General features: G+C 41.6%; 21 protein-coding genes. 6 read left to right on the forward strand and 15 right to left on the reverse strand.

The annotated features are described in order from the left end of the window. Positions 1-68: 68 nt before the first annotated feature. Positions 69-1,490 carry an MFS transporter gene (locus RMY63_RS29810; RefSeq protein WP_322732171.1) on the reverse strand — a complete coding sequence of 474 codons (1,422 nt, stop codon included), beginning with the start codon at positions 1,488-1,490 and terminating at the stop codon, positions 69-71. Between the two features lie 228 nt (positions 1,491-1,718). Between RMY63_RS29810 and RMY63_RS29815 the strand changes: the two genes are divergently transcribed. Beyond that, positions 1,719-2,939: an ABC transporter substrate-binding protein gene (locus RMY63_RS29815; protein WP_322732213.1), complete on the forward strand. Its 1,221-nt coding sequence runs from the start codon at positions 1,719-1,721 to the stop codon at positions 2,937-2,939. A 518-nt stretch (positions 2,940-3,457) separates the two neighbouring features. Continuing rightward, positions 3,458-3,997, forward strand: a complete 540-nt coding sequence (locus tag RMY63_RS29820; protein WP_322732172.1) for a DUF3172 domain-containing protein — start codon at positions 3,458-3,460, stop codon at positions 3,995-3,997. A gap of 229 nt (positions 3,998-4,226) precedes the next feature. Here RMY63_RS29820 and RMY63_RS29825 read toward each other — a convergent pair whose 3' ends face one another. Continuing rightward, positions 4,227-4,991 carry a DeoR/GlpR family DNA-binding transcription regulator gene (locus RMY63_RS29825; RefSeq protein ID WP_104906232.1) on the reverse strand — a complete coding sequence of 255 codons (765 nt, stop codon included), beginning with the start codon at positions 4,989-4,991 and terminating at the stop codon, positions 4,227-4,229. A 297-nt stretch (positions 4,992-5,288) separates the two neighbouring features. Here RMY63_RS29825 and RMY63_RS29830 point away from each other — a divergent pair, with 297 nt between their 5' ends. Then, positions 5,289-7,208, forward strand: coding sequence for a transketolase C-terminal domain-containing protein (locus RMY63_RS29830; RefSeq protein WP_322732173.1), 1,920 nt, complete (start codon positions 5,289-5,291; stop codon positions 7,206-7,208). A gap of 311 nt (positions 7,209-7,519) precedes the next feature. On the opposite strand, the gene RMY63_RS29835 is transcribed toward RMY63_RS29830, so the two are convergent. The 10 genes from RMY63_RS29835 to RMY63_RS29880 all read right to left on the reverse strand — a co-directional run bounded on the left by RMY63_RS29835 (position 7,520) and on the right by RMY63_RS29880 (position 17,368). Next, complete coding sequence (locus RMY63_RS29835) at positions 7,520-8,350, reverse strand: AMIN domain-containing protein (protein WP_322732174.1); 831 nt, start codon at positions 8,348-8,350, stop codon at positions 7,520-7,522. A gap of 107 nt (positions 8,351-8,457) precedes the next feature. Next, complete coding sequence (locus RMY63_RS29840; RefSeq protein WP_322732175.1) at positions 8,458-8,940, reverse strand: hypothetical protein; 483 nt, start codon at positions 8,938-8,940, stop codon at positions 8,458-8,460. 100 nt (positions 8,941-9,040) lie between these two features. Then, positions 9,041-11,206 (reverse strand): cation:proton antiporter, encoded by a 2,166-nt coding sequence (locus RMY63_RS29845; RefSeq protein ID WP_322732176.1) that lies wholly within the window; start codon positions 11,204-11,206, stop codon positions 9,041-9,043. Positions 11,207-11,643: 437 nt separating this feature from the next. After that, the gene (locus RMY63_RS29850; protein ID WP_322732177.1) at positions 11,644-12,930 is read right to left on the reverse strand and encodes a cation:proton antiporter; all 1,287 of its coding nucleotides are present in this window, start codon (positions 12,928-12,930) and stop codon (positions 11,644-11,646) included. A 311-nt stretch (positions 12,931-13,241) separates the two neighbouring features. Further along, positions 13,242-14,243 carry a magnesium/cobalt transporter CorA gene (gene corA / locus RMY63_RS29855; RefSeq protein WP_322732178.1) on the reverse strand — a complete coding sequence of 334 codons (1,002 nt, stop codon included), beginning with the start codon at positions 14,241-14,243 and terminating at the stop codon, positions 13,242-13,244. 179 nt (positions 14,244-14,422) lie between these two features. Then, positions 14,423-14,857: a hypothetical protein gene (locus RMY63_RS29860; protein ID WP_322732179.1), complete on the reverse strand. Its 435-nt coding sequence runs from the start codon at positions 14,855-14,857 to the stop codon at positions 14,423-14,425. Positions 14,858-15,260: 403 nt separating this feature from the next. Beyond that, positions 15,261-16,028: a GDSL-type esterase/lipase family protein gene (locus RMY63_RS29865; protein ID WP_322732180.1), complete on the reverse strand. Its 768-nt coding sequence runs from the start codon at positions 16,026-16,028 to the stop codon at positions 15,261-15,263. A gap of 113 nt (positions 16,029-16,141) precedes the next feature. Beyond that, the gene (locus RMY63_RS29870) at positions 16,142-16,372 is read right to left on the reverse strand and encodes a hypothetical protein (RefSeq protein WP_322732181.1); all 231 of its coding nucleotides are present in this window, start codon (positions 16,370-16,372) and stop codon (positions 16,142-16,144) included. Positions 16,373-16,612: 240 nt separating this feature from the next. Next, a complete protein-coding gene (locus RMY63_RS29875) occupies positions 16,613-16,777 on the reverse strand; it encodes a hypothetical protein (RefSeq protein WP_322732182.1) in 165 nt (54 codons plus the stop codon). A gap of 27 nt (positions 16,778-16,804) precedes the next feature. Then, positions 16,805-17,368, reverse strand: coding sequence for a Uma2 family endonuclease (locus RMY63_RS29880; RefSeq protein ID WP_322732183.1), 564 nt, complete (start codon positions 17,366-17,368; stop codon positions 16,805-16,807). A gap of 161 nt (positions 17,369-17,529) precedes the next feature. On the opposite strand from RMY63_RS29880, the gene RMY63_RS29885 reads away from it, so the two are divergent. The 3 genes from RMY63_RS29885 (at position 17,530) to RMY63_RS29895 (ending at position 20,484) form a co-directional block, all read left to right on the forward strand. Continuing rightward, positions 17,530-17,784, forward strand: coding sequence for a UPF0175 family protein (locus RMY63_RS29885; RefSeq protein WP_322732184.1), 255 nt, complete (start codon positions 17,530-17,532; stop codon positions 17,782-17,784). Positions 17,785-17,865: 81 nt separating this feature from the next. Further along, positions 17,866-18,417, forward strand: a complete 552-nt coding sequence (locus RMY63_RS29890) for a hypothetical protein (RefSeq protein ID WP_322732185.1) — start codon at positions 17,866-17,868, stop codon at positions 18,415-18,417. 864 nt (positions 18,418-19,281) lie between these two features. Continuing rightward, positions 19,282-20,484: an AAA family ATPase gene (locus RMY63_RS29895; protein ID WP_322732186.1), complete on the forward strand. Its 1,203-nt coding sequence runs from the start codon at positions 19,282-19,284 to the stop codon at positions 20,482-20,484. Positions 20,485-20,599: 115 nt separating this feature from the next. Here the strand turns inward: RMY63_RS29895 and RMY63_RS29900 are convergent, their stop codons facing one another. The 3 genes from RMY63_RS29900 to RMY63_RS29910 all read right to left on the reverse strand — a co-directional run bounded on the left by RMY63_RS29900 (position 20,600) and on the right by RMY63_RS29910 (position 23,789). Continuing rightward, positions 20,600-20,785 carry a hypothetical protein gene (locus RMY63_RS29900; RefSeq protein ID WP_322732187.1) on the reverse strand — a complete coding sequence of 62 codons (186 nt, stop codon included), beginning with the start codon at positions 20,783-20,785 and terminating at the stop codon, positions 20,600-20,602. A gap of 7 nt (positions 20,786-20,792) precedes the next feature. Further along, the gene (locus tag RMY63_RS29905; protein ID WP_322732188.1) at positions 20,793-21,671 is read right to left on the reverse strand and encodes a response regulator; all 879 of its coding nucleotides are present in this window, start codon (positions 21,669-21,671) and stop codon (positions 20,793-20,795) included. A 126-nt stretch (positions 21,672-21,797) separates the two neighbouring features. After that, the gene (locus RMY63_RS29910; RefSeq protein ID WP_322732214.1) at positions 21,798-23,789 is read right to left on the reverse strand and encodes a scytonemin biosynthesis sensor histidine kinase; all 1,992 of its coding nucleotides are present in this window, start codon (positions 23,787-23,789) and stop codon (positions 21,798-21,800) included. Positions 23,790-24,256 lie beyond the last annotated feature (467 nt).

A 24,256-nucleotide genomic window follows, 5' to 3' on the forward strand; every position in this document is an offset into this window, starting at 1 on the left:
AACTCCAAACTCCAAACTCCAAACTCCAAACTCCAAACTCCAAACTCCAAACTCCTAACTCCAAACTCCTAACTTCTGCTTGGCTCTTGGAGAAACATGAGTGGAACAAGGGCTACTAGTCGGAATAAACCAGAAAGGACAAACAAGCTTAGTAAACCTCCAGATTGGGCAAATTGGACGATGAAACTGCCTATAGTTGTGCCCAAAGCACCACTTACTCCAGCAACGGCAGCTGCGATCGCAAAATAGATAGACTGATTTTTAATTGGTGCGATCGCCAATTGTATATTGTTGCTGCACAAGTCAATTGCCGCCCAAGTCCCTCCAGTCAAGATGTGTAACAGTGGCAACCACAGCCAGATGTCAAGGCGATTAACACTAATCCCCAGCCACAGCAATGGTGTAGCTGCAACCAAAATCCCAATACAGATGAGGATGGGACGATTGCCTATCTTGTCTGCTAATTTTCCCCACAGGATAAACATCAGCAAAGTCGCCCCCGCCTGAAAGGTGTTGTAGATAGTCACATAGCTCACATCCAAATCCAGCGTGTCGAGCATATAGAGGTTAAAAAAAGGACTGCTGAGGTTAACAGCAAGCGTCCAAAAGCTGAAATACAGTAGAAAAATCAAAAAGTTAGAGTTTTTCCAGATGCTGTTAGTTGACTGGTCTTGTGGCAAATGAATTGATTGAAGCACTTCAGAAGATTCATCTTTTGCAACCTCTGATTGAATCTCACTGGTTTGTGGTGACTTGCCATAATAAGTGTTTTGCGATTGCGGATTCATATCCACCTGGAAAGACTGACACCCTAATCCCATAATCCCAAACACAACGCTTACCAGTAGAACTATCCCATAACCTTGTAGAGATCCCCCGTACCAATGTGATACAACTAGACCAGCCATTGGTACGCAAACCAAATTAGTTAGACTAGCAGCACTATTGCGTGTCCCAAAATACCTGCCTCGTAATCGCCGGGGAACTATCATTGACACCCAACTTAGCCACGATGCAGTTCCTAGTCCTCCCAAAAGATTGCTAAATAGAACAATCAAGAGTGTCAATATGACTAACTGGTGAGCATCAATCACTCCCAAGCTGGCGCTGGCAATACCAATTACTAAAACCAGCCATAGCAGCCGACCAATTCCGTGTGTCCGAAGCGAATATTGAAAGCGGCTGGTGCTGCGTTCCGACAAGTAAGCACCCAACGGCTGAATGAAATTGACCAACATGGGGATAGAAGACAGCAGCCCAAATACCACTGGACTAGCACCCAACTCCACCAATAAATTGCTGAGTAAAATCCCGCCAGTTCCAAGAGAGTAAACCGATGCTAAGACAGAATCCGCAGTAGAGGCTTTTAAACTAGTGCGAATAGTATCCTTGGAAATTCGAGAGTTTGAAGAGATTGCTGTTGCTGGTGAGGCAATTTGGGTAAATTCCAGAGTCAATGGCGCAGTTGTTTCAATCTGAACAGAATCCATAAACATAGATTATGGGTGAAGTATCCTCGGATAAATCAGGTTGTACAGGAAATCAGTATGCTTGAATTAGCATTGCTGATAATTTTTCGTTATTTTAGCTTGCAATTTTTAACCAAAATTTCAAATAATTAACATATCACTCCTTAATAACACAAGGTATCAGCGAGGAAAGAGACGTATTATTTGTTTGTGAACAATAAAGGATTATTTAATTTTTTGGCATTGGTGATGGCGATCGCGATCGCTATTATTGCTTGTCAAAGCCTACAATTGCCAAGCAAACCGTTAGCATTTACCGCAGTCACCATCAAACTTAGTGGTTGGGGAGGTTCTCCCGTTGAGCAAAAACTCTTGAGACAAGTACTGCAAGACTTTGAAGCACAACATCCAACCATTAAGGTCAAATATGAGGTAATTTCTGACCAATACATGGATGTAATCAAAACTCGTTTAGTTGGGGAAGCTGCGCCCGATGTTTTTTATCTGGATGCGCTGGAAGCTCCTTTCTTGATGAGTCAAAATGTCTTGGAACCGTTAGATAGTTATATCACTCCCAAATTTGACTTAGTAGACTTCGAGGATACCCTACTCAACAGTTTTAAATATCAGAACCAGATTTACGGTCTTCCCAAAGACTATTCCACCCTTGCTTTGTTTTATAACAAAAAAGCCTTCGCCGCCGCAGGCTTGAGTAATCCGCCAGCGACTTGGGATGAATTACGTAACTACTCGCAACAATTAACAGGCAAAGTTAACAAATATGGCTTTGGGGAAATTCCAGAATTAGCACGTCAAGCTTATAAAATTAAAGCCTTTGGTGGACAACTTGTCGATCGAAATGGTTATGCTACTTTTGCGAGTGCAGCAGGTTTACAGGGTTTAGAGTTGGTAGTAAACCAGTATCAAAAAGACCGCTCCTCTGCTCAAAAATCTGATGTGGGGACAAACTCAGGTAGTGAAATGTTTGGTCAGAGTAAAGTGGCAATGGTGATTGAAGGTAACTGGGCAATTCCCTATTTAACTGAAACCTTTCCCCAAGTAGAGTTTGCTACCGCACCAGTGCCTACGATTAATAACAAAAAAGGCACAATGGTGTTTACAGTTGCCTACGTAATGAATAAGCAAGCACAACACAAAGCCGAAGCCTGGGAGTTGATTTCTTATCTCACAGGTAAAGAAGGAATGCAAAAGTGGACAGGAACAGGGTTTGCTTTGCCAACACGTAAATCAGTGGCAAAGAATTTGGGTTATGACCAAGACCCATTGCGATCGCCATTAGTAGCGGGTGTGAATTATGCTATACCGTGGCAGGTAGGTCAGTATCCAGCTGCGATCGTGAATAACTTTGATAACCAGTTTGTCAGCGCCTTATTGGGACAACAACCATTAAAGCAGGCGATGCTGAAGGCAGAGAATGAAGCTAATCAGCAAATTAAGACGATGGAGTAAGTAATCTTGTGTACTGAGTTTTTTTCACGCAATCAAATATGAGTCCTATAGTTTAAGCATTCTGACTAGATTAATTGCGAAAACTAAATTAGCTATATCTGATAATAATTAAAAGTCTGGTATAATTAATAAGCTAAATTCCTAAAGTGATTGATAGAATCAAGCAGCACACAAAGGTTATAACTAATAACAATTAATTAATGTTCAAATAAATATACTCACTAATTATTCTAAATGTAAAAAATAAGCGATTAGTATGGCTTGACATAAATCGAGCTATTATTTTAATTAGCCATACAAGTTCTTGAGCAACTTGTCTCAGGTAGGCAAACTTTCGCCACAGTGTACTATATTAAATTTTTGTCCCGATATCTAGATAAGCTCCTATTTTTCTCATATAACAAGAAGATCGCAGAGAAAATCACAGGCAATTACAGTCAAGAATAGGCATACTGAAAGAGGGAGAAAAAACTTTAGACCACTCCCTCCCAAATCGGCGTGAAGGTGATTAAGCAACAATGAGACGTAAATCTACTGGTAGATCGGCTACTACTTCTAAACCCTCTATTTTCCAATCCCCTCTATTTAACTTCACCACCATCGCAATTATGGGAGGGGTGTTGATTTTGGGAATTGGGATTGGCATTGCTTTTAGTTCTACAACCACATTGACTCCATCAAATGTAGCTTCCCGTGAATTTATAGACACTAAAGCACCGAATCCTGAAATTTGTGTGCAGTACGGAGCCAGCGCGATGGTGATGGACGCTAGACTGTTTGTCACTCTCAACCCTTTTAATGTCTATGTTGCCCAGCCGAGTATGCGTCCTGGATGTGTGATCCGACAAAATAACTGGGCGCTTTTAGAAAACCGTAAACTGGTGACATCTGAACAGGTAAATGAGTGCAAAAATCGTCTGAACACTTTTGGCTTCACAGGTAATTTAGACAGTGACAAACCTGATATTAGGTGCATATATCAGAATGAAGCTGCTCAAAACTTCTTCACGGCTCAACCAGGAGCAGTTGGAACACCTCAAGAAACGGACAGATTTTAGATTTGGGCATGGGGCAAAACAGTTCCGAGTTTCGAGTTCCGAGTGCTGAGTAAAGAAGTGAGATTCCCCACTCAGCACGGGCTAAACGCCCCGCTTCCGCTAACAGCACTCAGCACTCCTGAAGAGCATGGGGCATTGGGCATTGGTTATTGGTTATTAATTCTTCTCCCTCATCTCCCCCATCTCCCCTGCTCCCCAGTCCTTTGCGATCGCATCTTCCTTCATCAGATCATTCGTACTCATCACGTATAATGGTCAAACCTAAAGCTTTGTAGGCACTCAACATATTATTAGATACTGTAGGTGCGGTTACTAGGTAAGTCAGGGCATGAATGGACTCCACTAGATAAGGAGCAGCCGTATCTAATTTTTCTGCTGTGACTAATCCTACTACCTCAGCCGATCCAGCAATCATCGCTCGTTTGACGTGCGCTTCGTCTAGGTTAGGTACACTAATCCCAACTTCTGGATGCAAACTGCAAACTCCCAACATGCACAAATCTGCACGAATCATCCGTAATGTCTCAATTGTGACAGTACCGACGTTTACCAAGGCTTTTTTGTAGAGTTGTCCACCTAACATCACAACCTCTATATGGGGATGTTCTGCTAAGGCAACGGCGATTGGCGGACTATTTGTGATCACTGTTGCGTGCAAATCTAGGGGCAAATGACGGGTTACTTGAAGAGTTGTTGTACCTCCATCTAAAATTACTACCTGCCCTGTACAAACTAATTTTGCTGCTGTCCGAGCGATCGCTTCCTTTTCTTTTGGCGCTTGCTTTTGGCGATCGGCATAACTGGCGGTGGCTGGAGATTTAAGGAGCGCTCCCCCATGAACGCGTTGCAATAGTCCGGTTTCTGCCAGTTCTCGCAAGTCCCGGCGAATCGTATCCTCAGAAACTTTGAGAACAGCACTAAGTTCTGTCGAAAGTACCTTTTTATCACGACGCAGAATTTCTAAGATAAATTGTCGTCGTTCAGCAGTTAGCATAATTAATTTTCCTGAAATTGCGTTTTTGGACTTGAAATTGCATGTTTGTGAGTTTATACTTATTGATATGCAAGTTTTTGTACGGTAATCCGTAACTTCAATTGAATTCAAGCACATTCATGCACAATTGCATGTATTAATTTTGGCATTTAATGAAATCACACGGTTCCACAATCGTTCCGAGTGGTTAGTTTGAGTTTGGATAATTGTTGCCCATCGGGGTTTTAACAATTTTTTTTGTAGTGCGATCGCGCGCATTCCGTCTGTTCAAATTGTTTTTTATTCAATTAAGAAACCATGACTATTATGAATACCCAATTTCCGATCGATCTCGGTGCTTACAAACCTTTAGCGCTCAATCCCGCAAATTCCAGCCTCACAGCTGAACAGCGAGAGACTCTCAAAGCGAATATTCAACTTTGCCGAGATGCGATCGTCTTTTTTACAGCGACTGGCGCTGCTAGCGGAGTGGGTGGTCATACTGGCGGGCCATACGATACAGTGCCAGAGGTGACGATCCTCGATGCCTTTTTCCGGGGAGCATCGGAGCAATTTGTACCGATTTTCTTTGATGAAGCAGGGCATCGAGTCGCCACCCAATATCTAATGGCAACATTGCATGGTGATTTACCTGCCGAGCAACTTTTACGTTATCGGCAAGCACATTCCCATTTACCGGGACACCCCGAACTAAAACTAACTCCTGGTGTGAAATTTAGTTCTGGCCGCCTGGGTCATATTTGGCCTTACATCAATGGTGTGGCAATGGCGAATCCAGGCAAGGTTGTTTTCTGTCTCGGTTCTGATGGATCGCAGCAAGAAGGCAATGATGCTGAAGCTGCTCGCTTGGCTGTAGCTCAACATCTCAACGTCAAGCTGCTCATTGATGACAATGATGTAACGATCGCCGGACATCCTTCTAAATATTTACCTGGTTTTAGTGTCGCCAAAACCTTAGAAGGTCACGGGTTGAAAGTACTTCAGGGAGAGGGGGAAGACTTAGACGATTTATACCGTCGCATTTGCGAAGCTGTGAATACTCCCGGAGCGATCGCTCTCGTTAATAAACGCCCGATGTGTCCTGGTATTGAAGGTTTAGAAGGCTCTATTCATGGTCATGATGTAATTCCTGTAGATTTAGCAGTTAAGCATCTAGAATCTCGCGGACAAACTGCGGCTGTCGAATACCTTAAAAGTATTGAGAAACCCAAACAAACATATACGTTTCTGGGTTCCAGTGACAAATGGGGCGCTAACCGCAGTGTGTTTGGCGAAGCTGTGGTGGCTGTTCTCAGTCGCATGAGTGAAGCGGAGCGTAAAGAAAAAGTTAAGGTCATTGATAGCGATCTAGAAGGCTCCTGCGGTTTGAAGAAAATTCATGATACATACCCAGAAATATTTATTTCCTCCGGCATTATGGAACGGGGTAACTTCTCTGCTGCGGCTGGATTCGGGATGGAGAAGGGCAAGCAAGGTATTTTTGCGACCTTCAGCGCCTTTTTAGAAATGTGTATCTCAGAAATCACGATGGCACGGCTGAACTATTCCAATGTTCTGTGTCATTTTTCCCATGCGGGTATAGATGATATGGCAGATAACACCTGCCACTTCGGTTTGAACAATATGTTTGCCGACAATGGCTTGGATGATGGCTACGCAACACAGTTGTATTTCCCAGCAGATGTTAATCAAATGACAGCTTGTGTAGAAGCTGTGTTCTTTGAGCCTGGACTGCGGTTTATTTTCTCCACCCGTTCCAAGGTGCCCAATATTCAGGACAGCAACGGCAATGACTTATTTGGAAGTGGCTACAAATTTGTTCCCGGTAAAGATGAGGTTATACGAGAAGGGACGCAAGGCTACATTATCAGTTTTGGCGATGCTCTTTACCGTGCCGTTGATGCTGTAGAGCGTCTCAAACAAGAAGGGCTAGACGTTGGTTTGATTAACAAAGCAACTTTAAATACCATTGATGAAGAAACAATTACCAAAGTTGGTAATGCTCCTTTTGTGCTTGTAGTAGAACCTTTCAACCGTCGCACTGGCTTAGGTAGTCGTTTCGGCTCTTGGCTGCTAGAGCGGGGGTTGACTCCCAAATATGCCCATCTTGGAACTCATAAAGAAGGTTGCGGCGGTTTGTGGGAACAGTACCCATATCAAGGTATCGATCCAGTCAGCATCATCAACAAGGTAAAGGAGTTAGTTGGAAAAAGGTAATTCATTTATTAGGGCATAGCGCATAGCAAATGGCGCATTGGTTCGATTTCCCATGCCCTTCAGGAGTGCTGAGTACGAGCGATCTGATGAAGGAAGATGCGATCCCTGGGGAGCAGGGGAGATGAGGGAGATGAGGGAGATAGGGGGACAAGGGGACAAGGGGACAAGGGGACAAGGAGGTAAACAAAACTCCTAACTCCTAACTCTTAACTCCTAACTCTTAACTCCTAACTCTTAACTCCTAACTCTTAACTCCTAACTCTTAACTCAGCACTCAGCACTCAGCACTCCTAATGCCCAATTCTCTATTTTTATTTAGTTTTGGGTAAAGGTTGACCAAATTCAATGATCTGGGGATCGGGAGCATTGGGGATTGTTGGAACTGGAAATTCCGATATTCCCAAAGGAGGAATGTTATTTAAATTATTGGGTTGATTTGGGAAAGAAGGAGGGGGAAGAATCGAAGCAGGTTGTTGAGAGGATGTATTTGGATTTAGGGGAGGTACGGTGACAAAAGGCTGTCCTGAGTTAGTAGTAGTTGTTGAGGGCAGTTCATTGGATGGAGGCGGAGCTGTGAGTAAGGGCGATTGTGGATTAGTAGTTATGGGTGGGTTACTAGGCGGCTTTTGGAGTGTTTGAGGTTGTTTCTTGGCTGAAGGTGCGGACTTTCCTGGTTTTACGGTAGTAGTTTTACCAGAAATAACCGGACGTAATACCCAGCGAGTGGAGTTTTTTCGGGAAACGGGTTGCAGTTGTACCTTTTTGGGATTAAAAACAGTCCCTGCTGCTAAATCTAAGACAATACGTGTATCATTTGCGTTTAGCTGAGAAATGCGAATGCTTTTGATTGCTCCAGAATAATTTTGTTGCGTGATAACTTTGCCCAACTTAGTATTCGGTAAATCTACAACTAGACGAGAGGGTTGTGCCAAGTAGAAATAACGAGGGGTTGTGCCTGCTGAGAGGGTGATTTCGAGTTGCTGTGTCTTGGGAGAAAAACGCCAATTATTTAGCTTTGCCCCTGGTGTAGCAGCACTAGTGCAAGTTTCGAGGGCGATCGCTGTATAAAAGCCTAATATACTGATGCTAAATAGCTGCTTGCCCCATTGATAAAATTGCTTAGTCTTTAGTCCCTGATCCATTCTGTTTATTTGCTCCATAAAACCCATACAATGCGCTCACATTGCTGTTTACTTCGCGCTTCCAATTCCGTAGACACGATTCATCGCGTCTCTACGCACTCCCCAATTCAATTAGCTTTTTCGGGCACAGCAGTAAATTTCAGAGTTTGTGGAATACCATTTACGGTTAATTGACCTGTCATGTTACTTTTATCGACAAGTTGCATTTGAATTGTGACTGAATTCAGAGGATCGTTTTGGGGGCGAGGAATATTACAAAGGATTGATCTGCCTACTTTCCCAGATAAATTTAATTGTTGATTTCTGAAAATGCCTGCCAGAGAGTGCTTTTCGTCAGTGTCGGTTTTAGCGTTTGCCGGTAATACAGAGGCATTTAAGTAAATACCTGACTGCTCAATGTTTAACGTCAGAGTATCCGATTTTTCACAGTTAGGCAAATTTTCCGCTAAGGTTAGACGATAGCGACTGCTAATTGGAGGAGGAGCCTTAAGATTGTTTTCTCCGTAAACACTGACAGTTTTAAACAACAGTAGTACTGAACTTATTGCTACTCCGTAAAAAGCTAAAGATTTGAAGTTGAAATGATTCATAAGACCTCACGGGATGCGGGAAACTCAGGCACAAAGCGTGCCCAGAGGGAAGCGGCTCGTGCGGTTTTAACCGCAGTCAGAATTAATTGTGCTGGATGAGTTATAATACCTCAGTAAGTACAGAAGCCAAATGAGCGGTGACTTGACTGTAACGGCGGGTGATCAGCAGGGAAGAGGAACATTGGATGGCTAGTTGATCTGTATATCTTCCCAAGGTTTGACGCTCGATACCCCAAGTGCGGCTAGTACCAGCAATTGTCAGGTCTACATTTTTTGAGGCTTCGACTACAGCTTGGATTGCATCTGGAGTTTGGACAATTTTGATTTCGATGCGATCGCGTACACTACTCGGTAATTGCTCCATCATTGTATTTAATTCGTAACTCAATTCATCCTTAAGCTGATTTTCAGATACAACCTGCAAAACCTGTAACAAACAAGTCTCACGGTTAATTAGCAGTCTCAGAGCTAGTGTTAATGCCAAATCATCATGAATATTTGCCGAGTAAGGCACCAACAAGCTTTCTAAGCGATCGCTTCCCTTGTCTATAAATACTGCAACATCAACTGGCGCAGTAGTGAGCATTTGACCAACTCTTCCACCTAAGCGGTTGCTACTAAAAGCTGGACGATGCCATCCCACAAGAATTAAATCAGCTTGTTTGAGTGCAGCAATCTGTGCAGTTTCCCGTGCAACATTACTAGATATGCGAATGATCGGATGCACATGAGAGCGTATTTCTACTGGTTCAAGAGTATTAATCAATTCTTCTAGCTGCTGCCGACGCTGGGCAATTAATCGGTCTGCTTCAACTGGCGTACTTTCAAAGGCATAATCTTCTTCAAATTCAATCAAGCTCAGAGGGTTAACAAGGGCGGGATGTCGGGAGTTGATAGCGATGCTTGCTGCCAACTGTAGCAAGCCTTTTTGGGTACTGGGATTAGCCACTGGCACCAAAATTCGGTAGGGACGAATGTAAGTTTCGGCATCAGTAGCGCTGGTAGCTGTTTGTTCTTCTAACTCTGGTTCCACCACATCTAACCTAATCAGCTTCTTCGGATATGTCCATTCCAGCAGTGGCGAGGTCATGAATGTAGTTACCAATGCCATAATTACCAGCATGGTAAATATTAAGGGGGAAATTACCCCTAACTCTAGACCAATGTTTAGCACTATCAGTTCGGTTAAACCGCGAGTATTCATTAACCAACCAAGTGCCGAGGCTTCCCGTTTACTAATGCCACTCACACGGGCCGCTATATAAGTACCAACGTATTTGCCTGCGATCGCCACTCCTAAAACCAACGCACACAAAAGCCACAATTCGGGACGATTGAGCAAGCCTATCTGCGTTTTTAAGCCACTGTAGGCAAAAAATATGGGCAGCAAGAAAATTAGGACAAAATCTTCCGTTTTTACTGCCAATTCCCGTACTAAATCTTCATTTTTGGGCATGGCTGCTCCCAGTAAAAATGCCCCAAAAATTAAGTGAATCCCAATTAGTTCGGTGATTAGTGCCGACGCAACCACGGCCATATAAATCCCAGCTAGCAGCACTTGGCTGAGTCGTCCCGCACGGAGGTAATGTTTGGCAAGGCGTTTGAGGAACCAACGGCCAGCTGTCAAGATCAAGCCGATGTAGACGATGCTAGCGATAATTGTGGGTATCGCATCACCAAAGTCGCCTGTCCGAGCAACTGCGATCGCTACTGCCAAGAGACACCAAGCTGTGACATCATCCACTGCTGCACAAGTTAACGCCAACGTTCCTAAACGTGTTCCTTGTAAATTATTTTCAGTAATAATTCGCGCCAACACTGGGAAAGCAGTAATCGACATCGCCGCCCCTAAAAACAAAGCAAAGGCGGTGAATGATACACTTGCATTAGAAACTAGGGGATAAAGTATCACCGCTAGCAATGTTCCTAGAGAAAACGGTACCAAAATGCTGACATGAGAAGTTAAAACTGCTACTTCTAATTGACCGCCGAGGTATTTGGGATTTAGTTCTAGCCCAATCAGAAACATGAAAAATATTAGTCCCACCTGAGACAAAACATTCAGAAAAGGAAATGTTTCTGGTGGAAACAAGGTAACTGCTAAATGGGGAGCAACTAAACCAAATAAAGATGGGCCGAGCATAATTCCGGCGACAATCTCACCAATGACCAGTGGTTGCTTAATGGAACGGAATGCTAGCCCTACGAGCCGTGAAAGCCCAATAACAATCAGCACCTCAACCAGAACGAGAATAACTGTGTGCATGGTTTCCTTAAAATTAACTATCTGGTTTCCCTAAGATAATTCTTTAAAAGACTGGGAAATGTCAAGCTTGTTAGATATAACCAAGAGTAATTTGTGCTTCGTTGTTATATGAATTATTGTTACGATGCAGTTCCAGCCGTAAAGCACGAATTCTGATAATTTTAGTAGATCAATTTAGAAGAACTTCCCAACTACCAATATTAATAAATTTAGGTAATAGGTAGTCATTTTCTAGTACTGCTTAAACGCTACTAAAAAAATAGCGTTTATATGTAATCCTATTTGATTTGCTCTGTGTTGAGAGGATTCAGATCCCCGACTTCTTGAAGAAGTTGGGGATCTTTTTATTCATAACTTATTTAGGATTGCTAATAGCCAGAGTTAAAGCAGAGAATTTTAACCAATTACTAAGTAATTAATTTGATATTTAAATTTACTTAATTAGAATATTTCTCATAGCTTGTACCGTGCAAGAAAAAGGCAATCAGTGGTGATGCCATCAGGGTAGTAATGACTGCCATAATAACCATGATAGTGAATAAAGTCGGGGTAATTATACCTTGTTCCAGACCAATATTGAGGATGATTAACTCCATTAAACCACGAGCATTCATCAAAGCGCCAATAGTTGCAGATTCGCGCCAATTTTCCCCGGCTAATTTTGCAGCTAACATACAAGCAACACCTTTACCGAGAATTGCGATCGCAATAATTAACAGCGTCACTCCCCACAAAGTCGGTGTGTTTACCAATCCAATTTGAGTGTTTAATCCAGAGAAAACAAAAAAGATCGGTAACAAAAAAGAAGTAGTTAAAAACTCCGTATATTGGCGAATTTGTTGGGCGAATTCTTGGCGTGGTGTCACTGCTCCCAGTACAAAAGCACCGAATATTGCATAGATGCCTGTGACATCGGTAAACCATGCACAAAACATCAAAATTATCAACATTAAAGTCAAAGTTTGTCTGTTCACACCTTCGCGTTTTGTCATGCGTGTGAATGCTTTCAGTAGAGGTTGTCCGAGAAAAATCGCAAATAGCACATAGCAAATGCCACCACCAATTGCTAATATGGCTATGCTCAAAGAATTTTTCACGCTAGCAAGTACGATCGCTAGCAAACACCAAGCAACTCCATCATCTACCGATGCTGCACCTAAAGCCAAAGTACCGAAGCGAGTTTGTGCAAGACCGCGTTCGTAAAGAATCCGAGCTAACATCGGAAAAGCCGTAATTGTCATCGATGCACCCAAATACAAAGCGGCTGACCAAGGCATAACTTTTGGTTGAAAGAAATCGCCATTGTGATAAAACCAAAAAGATGCGATCGCTCCTAAAATAAAGGGAGTGATAATCCCCGCAGCAGATAACAAACTTGCACTTCTGATATGATGTTTTAAGAGTTTGGTATTAAACTCTAAACCAATCAAAAACATATAAATTACCAATCCAATCTGGCTAATAGCATATAAAATCGACATTGATGGATTGGGTATCTTGAGTCCGACAGCAGTGATGATAGGAAGCTTAGGAAATAGCCATTGCTGAAAATCTGGTGCAATCAATCCTAAAAGTGATGGCCCTAGCATTACACCTGCGATCATTTCGCAAACAACATCGGTTTGACCAAGATAGCGTCGTCCTAAAATCGTGACAATGCGACAAGTGGTTAAAATAACTGTGAGTTGCAGAAATAGCTGAATAACCAGATCAAAATTTGACATTGCACTTCCTTAATTTATGTCTCTGCATTGAAGAATCCCCCTAGACTCCAAAGCTTGTCCTATTTTTACTCATATATCCCACATTCCGCACCTTAAGGTGTCACACAGCATAATCACTTAATTTTTTTAAGTTTGAAGCTATAAATTATGCCGATAAAACTTTTATTCTACGTATAAACAAGGGTTTTAAGTATATAAACTAGCTTTGTATTATTCTAAAAAACAGTAAAAACCGATTGTGACATTTGAGGGTGCGGAATGTAGGATATATGACTACTACATCAGCACAAGCGATCGCAGATCGTTACTTATCATTTAAGTTTTAGCCAGCCCTGGCGGTAGAAGTAAAACAGCATACAGCCAGCAATACTCAACATAATCAGCCAAAGGAGAGGGTATGCCCAGTGCCACTCCAACTCAGGCATGGATTTAAAGTTCATCCCATAGACACCAACAATAAATGTCAAGGGTAAAAAGATTGTTGAAAATACAGTCAGGAAGCGCATATTCTCATTCATGTGGTTGCTCATTGAGGAGAGATAAACCTCCATTAAGCTAGAAGCAAGCTCCCGATAAGTCTCTACCATATCGACCACCTGCACTGCGTGGTTATAACAATCGCGCAAGCAGACGCGCACCTCATTCCCAATCAGATCTGAATCTTCTCGCATCAGCCGATCAATAGCATCGCGCTGAGGCCAAATTGATCGCCGCAGCATGAGCAACTCGCGCTTCATCTCGTAGATTCTTTCTAGGGTGTAGCGATTAGGAGAACGAACGACCTCATGTTCGAGTTCTTCGAGTCGTTCGCCATAGTCTTCCAGTACTGGGAAAAAACCAGTAATTATCACATCAATTAGACAGTAAAGCAGGTAGTCTGCTCCTTGTTTACGGATAGCCCCTTTGTCACGGCAGATGCGATCGCGTAATGGATTAAAGCAACTATCGTGGTCAAACCCTTCCTGAATTGTGAGTACATAGTTTGATCCTAAGACAAAGCTCACCTGTTGACGGTCAAAGCCCTTACCCCGATCATCAGCTTTGACCATGCGGCAAATTATTAATAGCTGGTCATCATAATCCTCAAATCTAGGACGCTGAGGCACGTTCATGATATCTTCGAGGAGTGAAGGATGAAGGTTAAACCTTTCTCCAAATTGTTGTAAGATATCTTCGCGCCCCAACCCCTGTATATCGACCCAACTCACCGATTCTGCCGTTAGATAAGGCATACATTCCTCTGGTGTATAGGGTCTGTGGCGAATCGCTTCTTCCGACTGACTGTAGTTAATCAGCCCAATCTCTGTGGTCAATGAGCATGTTAATGGGCGATTCTGCGTCCTCAGTAATCTTGAGGGGTTCGGATGAACCAACCGATTGACTCTAGCCATAGCTGTTTAAGTAATTCTTTTTCTTTATTATTTCTTAACTTAGGTATTACTCACTACTTTATTTTTTAAAATCTATTTATTGAGGTTCTTTCTTTGCTTTTTCATAACCACTCCCCACCCCGAAAACGCCAACGGGGAAAAATAACTCGCATCAGGCTTTGTGAACTAATAAAAATTGCTAGCCACACGATGCTATAGTGCAACAAAAAAACTGCTAACGGTAGTTCTTCTTTCGGTAAAGGTATTGGTAAAAAGCCAAACAGTTTGACTCCACAAAACACAAATACTAATTCCCATATACCAGCTAAGAGTTGATAGGCTGCGGGCCAATCCCTGTCCCAGCGCGATTTTTGGAGATAGTTATAAAGGACATCCCAACCTAAGCCAAAGACGGCAACATAACCAAGTATCCAAAAATAAACCGAGTTAGGACTAGAACCAATCAAACCAATTGCAAAAGGCAAAGACACAAGTAAACCCACAGTTGCAAGTAATAATAATCGAGTTTGCCAACGACCAAATAAAGTTGGTGTCATAGGAGTGCTGAGTGCTGAGTTAAGAGTTAGGAGTTAGGAGTTAGAAATGAAGAAGGGGAAGGGGTCTTGGGGTTCCCCATATTTAAAAATAGGGGTTTCAAGCATGGACTCGGCGATTTTTATCGCACTACGTACGTGGCGAGTATTATCTTCTTTTAATATTCTCCATATTTAAAAATAGGGGCTTTGTACCGTGTGGGGAAAAGTTTTACTCTTTTTTTCCTTTACCCCTTCCCCTTCCCCTTTTCCCCTTTTTGGTAATGAATAATATAGAGAAATTAGAGTTTTTATAGATAGATTTTGACTCGCTTAATTAAAAATTTAGTAAGATTGTGGTGCTTTTTGCGAGGATGGCAAATACGATAATATTAGCTAGCCGCAAAGCACCAACACATCTATATTATTAGGATGGTTTCAGGTGATAATCAAATTTAGAATGGTAAGCTGCATTGGCAAAGTCCATTGTTCGCGTAGCGTCTCGTAGAGAAGGTATGGCATCCCAATTGATTACATCTTCTAACAAAGCTTGATAACCTAGCGTATTGGGATGGAGTCCATCTTCACTCAAGCGTTTGAGTCGCCAACTTTCACCGCGTTCTATCCATTGCTCAAAAATATCCAAATAGGGAATCTGCCGTTTGGTGCAAGCAATGCGAGTTGCTTCTTTGTAGCGGTACTGGTCGGCGTGATTATAGTAAAAGCAATCTAAAAATGGCATCTTGGCTTCATCCACTGGCACCATGCCCACAAATAACACAGGGCAAAGTTGCTGTGCTAAATCTAGCAGAGACGCAATTTCCTTTTCAAACAATGTAAAATCTGTGTAACTTCGACCATCAAGACGTGCTAACCGTGCTGAGTCATTCACCCCTACTGATAAAATAATCAAATCGGGAACACGATTTCGCAGTTCACCCCGGTGGCGAAATTCAACTTCTAGCCTTTGGGCTACTTGTTGCGTGCGATCGCCTCTTACCCCTAAATTATAAAGAATATGACCTGCACTATCCGGCAACATCCACCATCGCCGTAGTTGCTCAATCCAGCCTCCTTTTTCCGGGTCGCCGAATCCATAAATTAAGCTATCCCCCAGTGCGACAATCTTCATAGGCTGAAAGTGATTTGGTGGTAAAGACCGCTGCATTGAGGAAGAAGCGAGAAATGTGTGCATTTAACAACTATATTTTATATCTTTACAAGATTCTATACATTTCTATACCATAGATGGCTATCTTTAGTGTGCAAGCATATATGGGGTTTCTACTTATTGATGCAGTTTCAAGGTTAATATTGCCGCATTTGAGCTTCTGAGGGTGAACGTTGAGCCTTTGAGGTTGAACGTTGAGCCTTTGAGGTTGAACGTTGAGCCTTTGAGGTTGAACGTTGAGCCTTTGAGGTTGAACGTTGAGCTTCTGAGGGTGAATGTTGAGCCTCTGAGGTTGAACGTTGAGCTTCTGAGGGTGAATGTTGAGCTTCTGAAGGTGAACGTTGCACCTTTGAGCTTGAAAGTTGCACCTTTGAGCCTGAAACTTGAGGTTTAAAAGCTCAAGCTTGGGGTTTGGTACTGGAAACGTCTATGCGATGTCTACGACGGGCGTAGATGCAGCACCATATTTCATTTTATTTTAGGTATAAGTGAGCGCTCATAGTGCGCTAAATGAGTCTGAGAATCGAACCGCAGAGGCGCAGAGGACGCTGAGGAAGAGAGAAGAGGGAGCGTTAGCGCAGCTTATCGTACTCCGACGGGGAAGCAAGCTACGCGTTGCGTTCCATTGGCGCAGCCTCTCGTAGAGAAGGGGAGGTCATTGCCACTTTCATCGGGGATAGTTCTATCTTTTGCTGTGCAGTTGCACCAGACAGCACGACAATTGTGGCAGGAGATGCTTCAGGCAGGGTGCATTTTTTGTGTCTTGAGAACATGATAGAAGGATGAGGCGAGAAATAATTTTATCTGCCAAAGATTTCATTGACGGTAATGTTTACATTAGGGAAAGCTTTAATTGATAAAATTTGACCGCTAGCGAACTTTTGCATAAGCTGATATCTTGCGGCTGTTGGTTGTTGATAAACTTCCACAATTTCCTTGTTAATATCTACTAACCAAACTTCAATAATGTTAGCTTCCGCATATAAAGGAATTTTCTCTTCCCGGTCATACATCACAGTCGAATCAGATACTTCAATTATTAAAAAAATATCCTGGGGTTGGGGATGTGCTGTGGCGTAGAAATCATCACGGGGTTTAAGTAATGCCACATCTGGCTGAGGTTCTGAGTTATTGTTCAACGCCACCGGATTTTGAGCAGCAAGTATAACGCGTTTACCCAACAGCTGCACCAACAAATTAACAAGTCGATTTACACAAGCAGCGTGTTTTGTTCCAATAGGCGACATCTCAATAATCTCTCCCCGAATCAATTCTACCCGGTCATCTTCTGTGAGAATCCCCGACTCAACCATCTTATGATATTGCTCAACTGTGAATTTCCGTCTTAGCAATTGTACAGTCACGATCACCTCTACTGTTGCCTTATCTTTTATAATTATTCTCCAAAATAGAGAATGGGGATAAATATTTTCGTGAACGGTGGTGAGATTTTGTCCTTTTGACTGCCTCCTACCTTCTACTTCTCTGCTAATTCAACATAATATTAAGTAAATAAGACAATTTTATGAAAACAGTACCAATCCAATTACCATCAACTGTATTTTCGGCTCTCCGCAAGAACCCTGAAGAATTCGTTCAGGAAATGCGGATTGCCGCCGCAGTAAAATGGTATGAATTAGGCGAAATCTCTGAATCTCAAGCAGCAGAAGTTGCTGGACTAACACGGGCAGAATTTATTAATGCTCTATCTCGTTACCGAGTTGATTTCATGCAATACACTCCAGAAGAACTAGCCCAAGAAATGGAAAATGTCGATTAACCGCATCATTATCAACTCTTCACCTCTGATTGTTTTATTTAAAAGTAAACAAGCAGAATTACTTCCGCACTATTTCAAATTATGAATTCATCACACATTACAACTAATCCCAGAGGACATCCAACGGAGTTTGAGCAAATTATTCAAGAAAAAAGCCACAACTTTGTTGGTCGTGAATTTGTCTTCACCGCTATTAACAACTTTCTCCACCGCCATAATCAGGGTTACTTCACTATTATTGGCGCACCCGGTAGCGGCAAAAGTGCTATCCTCGCTAAATATGTAACAAACAATCCTCAAGTTATTTATTACAATGCCGAACTTGAGGGTAAAAATCGTGCTGACGAATTTCTCAAGGTTGTTTATACTCAGTTAATCGACTGGTTGCATAATTTAAACACCCCACCCCAACCCTCCCCGCAAGCGAGGAGGGAGCAAGATTTTTCCCAGTTAGGGGGAGTTCCAGATAATGCGACTGAGGAGAGTTGGTTTTTGTCTCTTCTTCTCCAGCAAATCATTCTTACAGCAAAACCAATTGCCTCAGAAGCCCATTACAGTCTCTATCATTCCAGCTTTCGAGACGGACTAGGTAAACAGCAAATAAAACCTTCTGAAAAATATCCACGGACATGAGATACAGCAGAATTCAAGAGTCAGAATTCAGGAGTCAGAATGGGCTAGGCCCTGTTGCGCTAACAGAAGTAAAACAAGCTTTGTACCTTCAGACTAGTACAACGGGCGCGTAAATAAACCACCCCTGACGCTCGTTCGCCCTTGGCGTCTCCCCTTCTTCCAAAGGGAGAGGCTAGCGCCAAGGGAGAAGACTCGCTTGCCGCCGGCGCTAACGGGTGACGCTCTCTACGAGACGCTACGCGTAGCTTACTTCTCTGTAAGAGTACGCAGGCTCGCTCTAAGCGAAGCCATGCCGAAGGCGTTGCCTCTCGTTCGCGTTAGCGTCTCTGAAAGAGAAGAGAAGGCTTTTACGCTGCGCTAACGGCAGTTCCTCATGGGGAGCCAGTGCGTTGGGCGGCTGTGCCGACTTGTTCGCGCAGCGTCTCCCCTTGGGAGAAGCAACTGGCGTGGAAACCCCCTCTTCTGCGGACTGCCTCATCATTCCAAATCAATAAAACGCTTATGCTGTATACCTGTTTGAATGCGTGACTTTTGACTTCCGCCTTGCGGCATTAGCTTGTGTACTTCATCAACTTGAACTCTGCTGTAAGTCCTCATCTACAGATGGATAAGTAGTGTAGATAAATCAATCGCTAAAAGTAAACACTCACTTACGAATTGGTTTGTCAAAAAAGTTGACGCAAGTAGTTGTTTTGTAATACAGTATGTTACAATAGGAATGAGTTAAATTAAAAAGACTTCCTCGCTAGTACAGTGGAAATAAAATTATCATTTGCACACAATTAGTTGATATTACGAGAAAAAATTTTCAAAGCTTCCTACTTAACACAAAATAACTTAATTAACGCTGCATAACCGATAAATATGGATTTTGACTATTTTAGAAGCAATGAAGGCACTCCTACAAATAATACCCGGCAAAGCTTACTTGCTTGCGGTTGGCGACCGTTTAATCGAGAATTAGACTGGGGATTTTTGTGGCAACTGTTGTACAGTGACTCCCGCGAATTAAGTCAAAAAAGTTTAAATTTAGCGAGTAATATTGCTGATATTTTAGGACGAAATAATTATGCTTGGTGGGCTAATTTATTAAGTGTTGTATCTGATAATACCCGCTACGAAGTTGAAAAGTTTTGGAATTACATTACGCCAGATCCTCAATCACCAGATCATCGCTACAAAGATGTTTTGAGTACGGAAACGCCTATTGTCCAATTTGTCAGTCGTAGTAGTATTCCCATTGATTATGTTCTGAATAGACTGCAAGAAATTACTGTACTGCGAGTTTTAGGTGTATTGGGTAATCCTGATATTATTACCCAGTATTACTTAGAAAGAGATTTTTATTTTCCGATAGATAAATTTGTTAGCTGGGAACGCTTAGACGTTATTAATACTGTTTACGCTTACTGGTCTAAGTATGACATTTGGTTGCAAATTGATGCCTACGATCGCGGGCGACGACAATATACTTTAATGGCGAAAAATCTCGCGCCACTAATTAACAAAGCAACTTACGACTTAGCAGTGATGCTGAGTGGATATCAAAGTCGTGTAGGCAAAGTTCATAGTCAATTTAACATTCGGACATTTCCCGCAGATATCCAAAACTTTACTGATTCTGTACAGCAAGCGATTTTAAATCAAAACCAGTTAGCGGTTGTTGTACATGGACAACCAGGTACTGGTAAAACAGTCTGGACACAGGCAGTAGCAAAAGAAATTCTTGTACCTTTAGGGTATGTAATTTTTATTTTAGATCATGATGCGATCGCTAATTTTGTCCCACCAACTTACATAGAGCGTATTTGTATCGTTATTAACGAAGCTGATAATCTAGCGCAAAATCGTGCTTCGGAGGTAGCCCAATACAATAACAAAACCGAACACATTCTGAGTTTGCTAGATGGCACTTTGTATCAAAGTGTAATTGATGACTCTGGTATTCAGATGCAGCAACGGTTAGTTATCTTGATGACTTGTAACACTACTGAAAGATTAGATCCAGCCATGTTACGTAAAGGTAGGGTGGATTTAATGTATGAGTTTACACAATTATTTGTTTGAAATCTACTGTCACCCCAGTTTTACCAAAACAGTGCTGAGTGCTGAGTAACGAGTGCTGAGTCAAAAGTAAAATTAATTGCACTCAGCATATAGGGTTCAAAGCCCCTAAATTTATTTATGAAAAAATAAAAATATTTTTTAAGGGGACACGACATGCTGTGAAAAAGCGAAAAACGCGGTCTTGGGCAAAGCCCCAAGTGGAGCGATTTTTCAAGACAATATGTCCTTGTTTTAATCCCCTAGTTTTAACTATGGGGTTGTACTCAGCACGGGCTAAACGCCCCGCTACCGCTAACAGCACTCAGCACTCAGCACTCAGCACTACTGAACTGTTTTTGCGATACAAGCTGATGCTCTTTGCGCCAAGCTTGGGGAGGTAAACCGTGATGTTGGCGAAACTGGCGGGAGAAATGAGACACATCCTGATAGCCTAATGCTTTCGCTATCTTCTCGACAGTCTGATTATTATTTTGGAGTAAAAAACAAGCTTCTGCCATCCGGCGTTTGACAATCCAGCAGTTTACAGTCTCTCCACTTGTCTCCTTTACTCGGTTAGTTAAGTAAGCCGATGAGTAACCAACAGCAACAGCCACATCACACAAAGTAATTCCTTGATCATAATGGGCTTCGATAAAGTCGAAAACTTCTTTTAATTGCGGAATGCAGGGAAAAATTGACTTAGAAGAAATGTTGGTTTCTCTATCAGAGACGACGGCAACACCGGAAGCGATCGCTGTAGTATCATCTGCAAGTACTGATTTTGCAGCTTTCTCGAATTGAATATTGCACCAGTATTGGAGAGTAGCTTGCTTTTCCAAGCGAGTAGCGATCGCTTTGAGCAATTCGTCTAGTGTCGAGGGTTTGGTAAGATAGTCATCTGCTCCCAATTCCATAGCTTTGCGAACATCTGCTCTGGTACTACTGCCAGTCAGAAAAATGAAAGGAATAATTGCTGTCACAGGATCTTGGCGTAAGGTACTTAAAACGTTATAACCATCCATATCGGGCATCGTGATATCGCAAATCACTAAATCGGGTATATGCTTTTGTGCTTGCTGGATACCAGCAAGACCATTGTCAGCACCTGTGGTATCAAAACCTTTAGCCTCAAGACCCTTTAAGTAAAGATTGCGGGTAACGTTATCATCTTCAATAACAAGAATTTTCTTTGACGATTCGTACATCATTTTCGATTACAATAAATTTTTACAGAAGCTAATTACTACACTCTTTGGTGAATATCTAAATAGAGATGAAATTAATTAACTCGTTCCGAGAGTTATGATTGTTAAGTTGTTAATTAACAACTATCTTCATTTCAACACTCCTAACTCCGAACAGGTCAATTCTGATTTGATTAATGGCAGCATGACAGTAAACGTAGTGCCGACATCAACTTCACTTTCTACAGAAACTTGACCGTGATGTAAATCTACAAGAGTTTTAAGAATCGATAGTCCTAGTCCAGTACCAGGTATATGATCGATATTACTACCACGGTAAAATGGCTCAAATATTCGTTGTTGATCTACTACTGAAATACCAATACCCTTATCTTTAACCTGAAAAATTACTTTCTCATTTTGGCAATATAATTTCAACTCAATTGCAATATTGGAGGTAGAATACTTGATTGCATTGTCGAGCAAATTCTTCAAAATAGGCTCTAACAGTTTTTTATCTATGCAGGCTGTTAGGGATTTATCTTGACTAACAAAATTAATTGGAATTTGGCTAACACTCATTTCCATTTGTGTAACTAAATCATTACAAAACTCAACTAACTCAAGTGGTTTTGGGTCACAGTTTATTTTTGCCGATTCTGCCTTAGAGAAGAACAAAATATCATCCAACATCTGGCTAAGTTGTTCGGTGGCTTTTTGAATGTGATCGAGTAATGGTTGTATTTTTATCTGTGTGCGTTTGTCTACTTCTTCCTTTAGTAAGCTATTAGAAAATGAAACAATATTCAGCGGAGTTCGGAATTGATGGCAAACCATAGACAGAAAACGCGCTCTCAGTTCGCTAAGTTGTTTTGCTTGTTCTAAAGCTTGGTTAAGACCTAATTCTGCATATTTGTAATCGGTAATATCAATCCCTGCAATCATTTCTACTGGTTTTCCCCCAAAATCCAGCACTCCATCTAACATTACAACCGCGCAAGCTAACCAGCGCTCCGTGCCGTTTTTTGTCAGAATATTTATCTCTTGGTATTCAAAGTTAGCTGTTTCATCCTGCTTACGTATCTGTCTGCGTTTTTTGCTCTTAATTAGTCGGCGAAGATCAAAGCCTGTTAGCAGTTCCTCTTTTGTATAACCAGTGAGTTGCTCTACTGCTGGATTTATGTAGCAAAGCCGCCTGCCTTGAATCAGAAAAGTGCTGGCATCTGTCGTTTCTGCTAAAGTCCGAAATCTAGCTGCATTCAGCCGTAATGCTTCTTCAGTCTGTTTCGATTCAGTAATGTCCCAAATACTCCACACTCTACCAATAATTTTGCCTTCGAGCCACTGAGGTTTAGAGTAATGTGCAAAAATTCTCCCATCTTTCAACTCCAGAATATCATAGCTTTCAAAATCAGATTGGCTAGACACTTCCCAAATCAGCCGACTAAAGGCTTGTGGATCTTTGAGTTGGTTCTCAAAAAAGGCTTTGCATCGAGGACATTTCTTAGATAGTAGTAGGGACTCCGGGATCTGCCACATATCCACAAATTTCTGATTCAAGCTCAGAATATCTCCCTCAAAGTTAACTGCAACAATACCAATAGCAGTAGATTCGAGAGTAGAACGAAGTAAAGAAAGAGATGTTTCTAGTTCTAATTCTTTTGCCTTGACTTGAGAAAATTTTTGTTGCAAATTGTCTTTGGCATCCCTTAATTCATCAGTACATTTTTGTATGCTCAGTTCTACTAGTTCATCAGTTTTCTTCCGAACAAAGGCACAGCCAAATTCCATATCTTGGTGTTTTACATATTTAATAAATATTTCTACTAAAAATATCCGACCTCCTTTTGTCCTATAGCGAGATTTAAAGGTAAGGGAACCCTGTGAGCTAATATCTGACCAATTGTGTAGAGAAAAGTCTATATCTATATCATGCAGCCTCATGGAAAGTAATTCCTCACGGGAATACTCAGTCATTAGGCAAGTGGCATCGTTGACGTAAAGAAACTGCGCGTTTTCTCCTAAACAAAAGGCAGCATCTACAGCGTTATTTATTAACAAATGAGCAAACTTCACTTCTAGTTCTGGTTGTAGCGCCCATTGATTGTTTGATATAGCTAATGTATAGTCGCCAGAATTCATATTCATACTTCCTCCTGGTAATCAATCAGCACCATGCCTATTAATGAGTTAAGAGTCATAACTTACTAAAAATTTGGTGTACTGTTCGGCTGTTAAAAAATAAAATTAGTTAGTAGATTAAAAAAAGTACTAATTAACTTAATAAAACTTATTATATCAATAAAATGTAAATTATTGAATCAAATATTCCTAAAAAAACTAAATATTTTTTTAAAATTATTGACTTAAACAAGTGTTTATAGAAATACAAACTTTAGACAAATTAAATCTAGATTAATCAATCAGCTCTATTAGATAAGAGTTCAAAACTCTTAATCTATAAGTAAAAAAGATATTCTAAATTTAAACTAGCCCTGCATCACAACTAACTAATAGACATCTCCGAAATTAACTATGCATTAGTAAAAACCCTTGTAAAGATGTAGCAGTGCTATCTCTTTACAAAAAAGAGTTCACCAACCTAAAAT

This window comes from Nostoc sp. ChiQUE01b (assembly GCF_034531255.1).
GTDB lineage: Bacteria > Cyanobacteriota > Cyanobacteriia > Cyanobacteriales > Nostocaceae > Nostoc.